The organism is Moorena sp. SIO2C4, assembly GCF_010672485.1.
In the GTDB taxonomy this organism is placed as follows: domain Bacteria; phylum Cyanobacteriota; class Cyanobacteriia; order Cyanobacteriales; family Coleofasciculaceae; genus Moorena; species Moorena producens.
In genome coordinates this window covers 1-4,073 of record NZ_JAAHGN010000693.1, presented here as the reverse complement: position 1 = coordinate 4,073, position 4,073 = coordinate 1, and the positions used below count along the sequence as shown (strand labels likewise).

At 43.9% G+C, this 4,073-nt stretch carries 4 protein-coding genes and 1 pseudogene; 1 reads left to right on the top strand and 4 read right to left on the bottom strand.

Features of this window, described 5'->3' with window-relative positions:
• Positions 1-1,371 (top strand): annotated as a pseudogene (locus F6K20_RS27335) (hypothetical protein); the annotation flags it as partial.
• A 375-nt stretch (positions 1,372-1,746) separates the two neighbouring features.
• On the opposite strand, the gene F6K20_RS27330 reads toward F6K20_RS27335, so the two are convergent.
• The 4 genes from F6K20_RS27330 to F6K20_RS27315 all read right to left on the bottom strand — a co-directional run.
• Positions 1,747-2,487 carry a class I SAM-dependent methyltransferase gene (locus tag F6K20_RS27330; protein ID WP_287265853.1) on the bottom strand — a complete coding sequence of 247 codons (741 nt, stop codon included), beginning with the start codon at positions 2,485-2,487 and terminating at the stop codon, positions 1,747-1,749.
• A gap of 272 nt (positions 2,488-2,759) precedes the next feature.
• Positions 2,760-3,104 carry a XisI protein gene (locus F6K20_RS27325; RefSeq protein ID WP_287296757.1) on the bottom strand — a complete coding sequence of 115 codons (345 nt, stop codon included), beginning with the start codon at positions 3,102-3,104 and terminating at the stop codon, positions 2,760-2,762.
• On the bottom strand, positions 3,095-3,502 hold the full coding sequence (locus F6K20_RS27320; RefSeq protein ID WP_287296755.1) for a XisH family protein: 408 nt from the start codon (positions 3,500-3,502) through the stop codon (positions 3,095-3,097). Before F6K20_RS27320 ends, F6K20_RS27325 begins: the two co-directional genes overlap by 10 nt.
• 107 nt (positions 3,503-3,609) lie before the next feature.
• On the bottom strand, positions 3,610-4,073 hold a 464-nt coding region (locus F6K20_RS27315), incomplete at its 5' end, for a Uma2 family endonuclease (RefSeq protein ID WP_287296753.1).

Here is a 4,073-nt window from a genome sequence, read left to right as displayed (position 1 = left end):
TTCTCAGCAGTGATCGTACTGCTGAGTTCTGCCCTACCCAATAGTCTTCTTGCCTCCCAAGCTGCTAGTCCTCTTGCCCAAGTACGCATCAAGACCGAAACCGTAGTAGGTCAGCAGGATTTTTTCCGAGTTGGCAAATCCCACAAAGGTCGTTGGTGGTTCATTGACCCCGATGGCAAACCCTTCCTTTACCGGGGTGTCACCTCCGTCAACTTTGGCTATCCTGCTCCCTATGTTCCGGTTGTCGAGAATAAATATGGTCAAGACCCGGCTGCATTTCGGGAAGCTACCTTTGAGCGGCTGCGGAGCTGGAATTTTAATGCCCTAGGAGCATGGACACCACCTCAATTGTGGGATCAGGGTATGCCCTACACGGTTATACTAAATTTCGTCAAAGCTGCTCCAGACAGCGAACTTAGGGTTGATGATAAGAAGCTCAAGTTACCCGATGTGTTTGATCCAAAATGGATTGAAGGGATTGATGCTAAAGCTAAGGAAATCGTAGCACCGGTGGCAACTAGTAAGCTGCTAGTGGGATATTTTACTGACAATGAACTTAATTGGGCACACGCCGAAACACCAGACCGAAAGGTTAACCCAGAGTTGTTGCTCACCAATCTCGCCAAGGCATCCTTACTACAATTTTGCCTTAGCCTCAATCCAGAAAAACCTGCCTATAGTGCTGCCTGGGATTTTGTGTTAAAGCGCCATGGTAATAGTCTAGAGCAGTTAGCTAAAGATTGGCAGGTCCCAATTGAATCTAGAGACACGATTAAAGCATGGACTAAAACAAAACAAGGGATTGTTTCTAAAGGCTACTTAGTCGATCAGAATGGGTTTCAAGCAGAATTTGCTCGACGCTATTTTCAGGAAACTGCAGCAGCAATTCACCGCTATGACCACAACCATTTAATCCTGGGATGTAGGTTTGGGGCACCTCCTTCTGATGCAGTATTTTCCGCTATCAAAAGACCTTGGGTAGATGTTGTATCTGCTAACAATTATCGCTACAACATGTATGAGCGGATAGACCTATACTACCAAGCTACAAAATTGCCAGTGCTCAACAGTGAGTTTAGTTGGGGACACACCAGGTTTACTCAACGAGCCTTACCCGATGAACCAGAAGACGGCTTTTCCGAAAGGTCACGGATGATGCGTAATGGCGCTAAGTCCTTAGCCAGGGCTTTGACTCATCCCGCTTTTGTTGGTTATACCTGGTATCGTTGGGTAGATTTGCCCGGTCATACACCCCCGATTAGTTTTGGTTTGGTCACTATTGAGGATGATCCCAATCTCTCCCATACAACCTTACTGAAGCGATTGAATGCTAGAGCGGATGCGATCGCAACTACTGGTTTAGGCCGGTAACTAGACCTGTTGCAAATCCCTATATCTTTGGCAGTAAAGGTAAATCCATAACGTTTAACGTAAGCATTCAGCCGTCAGCCGTCAGCCGTCAGCCGTCAGCTTTGTGGCACAGGCTTCTAGTTTGTGCCACAGCCTTCGACGCTGTGACATAACTCAGCATTATTCGAATGCTGACCTGTTTGATTCAAAAGCCCCTCAAGTAGCACCATCCGTAGCGCATTAGCTGATAGCTGATAGCTGATAACTTATAGCTGATAGCTGATAGCTGATAGCTGATAGCTGATAGCTGATAGCTGATAGCTGATAACTTATAGCTGATAACTTATAGCTGATAACTTATAGCTGATAGCTGATAGCTGATAGCTGACTGCTTAACTACTTACTTGCTGTAATAAAAACAAAACGGTCAGGAAATTCAAGGATAGATTGTTGAGCATATTTTTCTGAGATTTCTGCTAAACCTTCCTCTAACTGTTGATCATCAAAGAATGAAAGTAAGGACATATAGCGATTCTCTACCATTTTCAAGTATTGCTCTTTAGGAATTGACTGAAGATATTCAACAAAATCAACTGAAACGTTGAAGCCGACTTTTTCTAGTAAACTAGTGAGGTCGTTATAGTTAGGCTGCCCTCTTTCATATCGCTCTAAAGCTGCCTTGAATAAAGGATACTCAATAGTTGGAGGCAGAAGTATCAGCAAAAACATTCCTCCACTATTTAGCCTTTGGAACAAACTACTAAATAGTAATTCTTTATTATCTATATGATGAATTGCTTCCTTCATATAGACCTTATTATAACCTGAAGTTTCAGATACAAAAGTAATCGCATCTACTGCCCTAATTTGGTATTGGGGGCTTAAGGGAATTTGTGATAGCATCTCTTCAGAAGGATCCACGCATATAATTGGATTGTCTAACTGTATTTCCTTAGGAATTGCTTGGGTAAAAAGCCCTGTGCCACAGCCTAAATCTACAAGACTATCTGTTGAGGTCAAGCGTAAATATTCACTAATTTTTAACCCCATAAATCTAATGTAGTCTTCTGAGTAACTCCACAAATCATCATAGATACTCCCGATTCTTTTATAGTGTTTTTGATTTGAGCTACTCATGGCTTTAATTCCTATTCTTCTTTATGATTATCAATATAGCGGTTTTCAATTGGTGAAGTACATGTTTTTAGGGAGCAGGGACTTCGGAGCAGGGAACAGGAAAAAAATCCTGTAGAATAGGCATCTTGCCTGTTTAGCGATGTTTTGGGGCGGGCAGGATGCCCACTCTACCCGTGGAATAGGCATCTTGCCTGTTCGGCGATGTTTTGGCCCGGGCAGGATGCCAACTCTACTCCTATTGATTGAAAGATTCAGCAACGCCCGAAGTCTAGTTAATCAACGGCAAACTCAGTGTATTGGCGCATGTTGGGGGAGTGGAAGCCAAGGACAATATCCTCAGCCGGAACACCGAGTTCAAGCAATTCGGTAGCAATGCCAATTTCAGTGCCATCATGGTGAATCCAGATTTTACCATTTTTGATATCTAAGTGGAGGCTACATCCGTGGGTGCGACGGTTATCTTTCCAGCCAGTGTGCAGCAACAGATAATGATCTCGTTCTGTGTCCAAAACCGCCTGGGCTTCGATTTCCGGGAAGGTGGGCTTGCGGTTGGCTCGTTCTAGAAGTAATTGCTGAATCCACTGACGATATTGTTCTACAGATTCTTCTACAGCCATTGCCGAATAACCTCCTGAGTTTGGTCATAGATAAGTAAATTGATTTGAGTCTTATCAATTACTGATTTTACAAAGCGTCGCTGGAAGAAAGATTGGTAAATTGTTTCAGGAATAGCAAGGTAAAGATTACGTTGAGAATCAACTTCATTTAGGGCAAATTGATAATTGATGCATTGCCCAAGGGCAGTATGAAAATCGGAGACAAGGGATCGACCAATAAAGCTTTTAATTTCCACAGCAATTTTTTCTCCTGCTCGTTCCGCAGCGATTAGCTCTGCAGCAAGATCAATTTCAAAATCGACTCCCCCAACACTCAGTTGATAGGGATCGGCGGTAATTACCCAGTTCTCTTTTTCTAGGGCAGTTCTCACTGCATTGTGGAAACGATCCTTTCCCATGAGATTTTAAAAGAAACAGGAACCTTTTCTGGTAAGATTATATGCTAGATCGAATGTATTCATCATTCCTTGGGCGATCGCACCACCAAACCTTAGTCTGAGATAGTTCACCGGTCTAGTGGAATATCCTCATACAGGAGTGCGATCGCAAACTCAAAACCAACGCTTTCGAGGGTGATCACATCTCCAGCTTGGTATGCCGTGTATAGCCACAACCGCCCTTCCCCCCTCCGGTAAATCTCGACGTTGATCTCAGTAGAGCTGATCAGGACGTATTCTTCTAGGCTGGGTAGAGTGCGATATTCTTTGAACTTATTGCCCCGATCGAGAGCTTCTGTACCGGGGGAAAGTACTTCAACGATAAGTTTTGGATATTGGATCGCGTTGATCGTTATTCTATCTCGCTGATCGCAGCTCACCACCACATCTGGATAACGGTAGATAGATTCGGTGACCTTTACTTTGGCATCAGCAATATTGATGCGACAGCCTTTGGGACGAACGTGGGGACGTAGCGCAGCGAGTAGATTAATCGCAATATCGTTGTGGGGAATGCTGCCACCTGTCATAA